This is a genomic window from Stutzerimonas stutzeri, from assembly GCF_024448935.1.
GTDB lineage: Bacteria > Pseudomonadota > Gammaproteobacteria > Pseudomonadales > Pseudomonadaceae > Stutzerimonas > Stutzerimonas stutzeri_AO.
Genome location: NZ_JAMOIE010000182.1, coordinates 1 through 2,799, shown reverse-complemented (window position 1 = coordinate 2,799; position 2,799 = coordinate 1). Strand labels below are relative to the sequence as shown.

Here is a 2,799-nt window from a genome sequence, read left to right as displayed (position 1 = left end):
TGCACCCGCTTCGCGGGCGCGCTTTATGTTTACCTCCCGCTCCCACCTCGGCATCTAAGCAGCTCCGAAAAGCGCGCCGCGTCAAGTCAATTATTAGTCAAAGATTGTTTGACCAACAGTTGACGACAGCGCCCCGATTTGAGATACTAACCACGTCGAAGCAATACCGCCTCGACACCCCGGACACCAGCGGCAGCAACCGCTCCGGGGAATCTGCGAAGGAGATACAAAAATGCGTCTTTCCAGCAACTTCCGTAATCCGTGCATGATCCGCAGCGATGCCCCTCTGACCAATGACGAGATTGCCCGCGTGGCGCCCTCGATCTTTGCCGAGGAAGCGCACGACAGCCGTTCGGAACGTTACCTGTACATTCCAACCGTCAAGGTGCTCGATGCGCTGCGCACAGAAGGTTTTCAGCCGTTCATGGCGTGCCAGACCCGCGTCCGCAACACCGACAAACGCGAGCACACCAAGCACATGATTCGCCTGCGCCATGCCAGCAACATCATGAGCAAGGAAGCGAACGAAATCATTCTGCTGAACAGCCACGACGGCAGCAGCAGCTACCAGATGATGGCCGGCAAGTTCCGTTTCGTGTGCGCTAACGGGCTGGTCCTGGGCGACATGGCGATGGATCAGAAAGTGCGCCACAGCGGCCGCATTGACGTTGTTAACGACGTTATCGAAGGTGCCTATGAGGTGCTGGGCCAGTTCGAGCAGATCGACGCCAACCTTGACGACATGCAGCACTACCACTTGCGCCAGGAAGAGCAAGAAGCGTTCGCCATGGCGGCCCTGGCCTACCGCTACGACCCATCCGAAGGCCCTGCCCCGGTCACGCCGTCGCAACTGCTGATGCCGCGCCGTGCCGAAGACCGCGCAAGCGATCTCTGGACCACGTTCAACCGCGTGCAGGAAAACACCATCAAGGGCGGCTTGCGTGGCCGCAACAAGCAAGGACGCCGGACAACTACCCGCGCCGTTAACGGCATTGACCAAGACGTGAAACTCAATCGCGCCTTGTGGGTACTGGCCCAGGCCCTGCGCAGCGGTCAAGCCGCCGCGTAACTGGCGAGCCGGGCGTTAAACGCCCGGCTTTCCCCCGCCCTTGGAGGATCGAACCATGTGCAAAGTCTTCTATGTCCCTGGCCATACCGCGATCATCGACTATGCCCGCCAGATCGGGCCAAACATGTGGATGGCCCAGCATTCCGGGCTGATGCTGCCCGAGCTGCGCGTGCGTTACCCCGGCGCCATCCTGGGCGACGAAGAGGCGTTTTTGATCGATCAAGAACGCGCCTATGGCACGCCACCGGCACGCACGACCGCCGCCCGTTTCGAGTTCAACCTTTCGCAGCGCCCCGTCATCGACTACCACGCCGACGAGCTGGGCGCGTCGTTCAAGCTGGCCGACCTGGACCACGGCAACATGACGACCATTTTTGCCCAGTGGGGCGGGCGCTACTGGACCTTGACGGGCCTGGCCACCCTGCCCCACCTGCTCATCATGCGCCGCATCGCTACCCACTCCCTGGCCGTGGCCAAGGCCTAAGATCGAGGAACCGACCATGACTTACGAACGCACGTTGGAAGCCTACCGATCGTTACTCAAGGCCAACCCTGGGCATGGCCTGCTCATCCCTGGGGATTGCGTGGCGTTTCTGCTCGACTCTGACCAGCTTTACGCCTGCCAGGTGCAGGACGGTCGGCCACTTCTGGCGTGGATGTTTCCGATCACCGCCGAAGCCTGGGACGATGACGACGAAGCGTGGTTGTGCGATGCGGGCGGCCTGGAGACAGCCGACGCGATCAACGACCCGCAGTTTGTGCCCCTGCTGATATGGGACCGCCAGACACTGGAAAGCGAAACCGTGGCGGCAGTCGCCGCCAAGGTTGGTACCAGTGACCAGGGCGTTGCCATTAGTATCGAGCGCAACAACGAGGGGACGTTTTACGTCATCTGGAAAGCCACCGCCCAGGGCGTCAAACGGCACCGGCTCCATGCCGGTTCCACAGATGCCCGCCGCCTGGAAGCGCATGCGCGGGGCTTCATCGAGCAAATGAACCAGTAGCACGCTTGACCCGTAGCCCTGCCGGTAGCAGGGCATTCAGCCAACAGTAAGGAACCGCGAATGCAGCCCACCCAGCCGAAATACACCGCCGAACAATGGACCGCTTCCCTGCCTGCGCTCCGGGGCATGTCCACCAAGACCCTGGACATTGCCAGGGCGGTGCTGGTGGAGGGCAAGGAACCTATCGAGGTGGCCAACAACATCGGCCAGTCGCGGCAGCTTGTACACGCTGCAATCAAGCGCGTAACCGCCGTGCTGGAACGCCAGACCGTCGGCCTTGTGCCCGTCATGGTCTGGCTCACCCCCGAGGAAGCCGAGCAGGTCAAGCAGATGGCCGCCAAACATGAGCAGCCAAAGGAGGCCCAACCAGGGACCACAAAGAAGACACCTAACCGACAGAAAAAGGCCTAGATGGCGCCTTTCTGTCACGGACAGTTTGACTGCTGAGGGATTTGCAGATGCTTACACCAACAGAGGAAAAGGGCGTGCTCGATTACCTGGCCTGCCTTGAATGGGTCGCCAGCGCCGAGGTTGCAGAGATCCGCCAGCGCCTGGAAACAGCGACCGGCCAAGTCCGCGAGGATCTGGTGACTGCGATCAAGCAACAAATGGGCGGGGGCCGTCCCGAATTGGCCTGGTACTTCCACCACCTGGCCAGCGAGAAAATCTAGTGCGAGGCCTGCGGCCCGGGCTTTCGTGCTACGCATCGAGCCACAGCTGCGCCGT

At 61.3% G+C, this 2,799-nt stretch carries 5 protein-coding genes; all 5 read left to right on the top strand.

Annotated elements, in window-relative coordinates:
• Positions 1 to 232: 232 nt before the first annotated feature.
• The 5 genes from NA637_RS24500 to NA637_RS24480 are packed head-to-tail and all read left to right on the top strand — an operon-like array spanning position 233 to position 2,744.
• Positions 233 to 1,069, top strand: coding sequence for a DUF932 domain-containing protein (locus NA637_RS24500; protein WP_015272400.1), 837 nt, complete (start codon positions 233 to 235; stop codon positions 1,067 to 1,069).
• Positions 1,070 to 1,124: 55 nt separating this feature from the next.
• Entirely contained in the window at positions 1,125 to 1,553 is a 429-nt protein-coding gene (locus NA637_RS24495) for a hypothetical protein (RefSeq protein WP_015272401.1), read from the top strand.
• A 16-nt stretch (positions 1,554 to 1,569) separates the two neighbouring features.
• On the top strand, positions 1,570 to 2,073 hold the full coding sequence (locus tag NA637_RS24490) for a hypothetical protein (protein ID WP_015272402.1): 504 nt from the start codon (positions 1,570 to 1,572) through the stop codon (positions 2,071 to 2,073).
• A gap of 60 nt (positions 2,074 to 2,133) precedes the next feature.
• Positions 2,134 to 2,484: a TrfB-related DNA-binding protein gene (locus NA637_RS24485; protein ID WP_015272403.1), complete on the top strand. Its 351-nt coding sequence runs from the start codon at positions 2,134 to 2,136 to the stop codon at positions 2,482 to 2,484.
• A gap of 47 nt (positions 2,485 to 2,531) precedes the next feature.
• A complete protein-coding gene (locus NA637_RS24480) occupies positions 2,532 to 2,744 on the top strand; it encodes a hypothetical protein (protein WP_153334493.1) in 213 nt (70 codons plus the stop codon).
• The last annotated feature ends 55 nt before the right edge of the window (positions 2,745 to 2,799 follow it).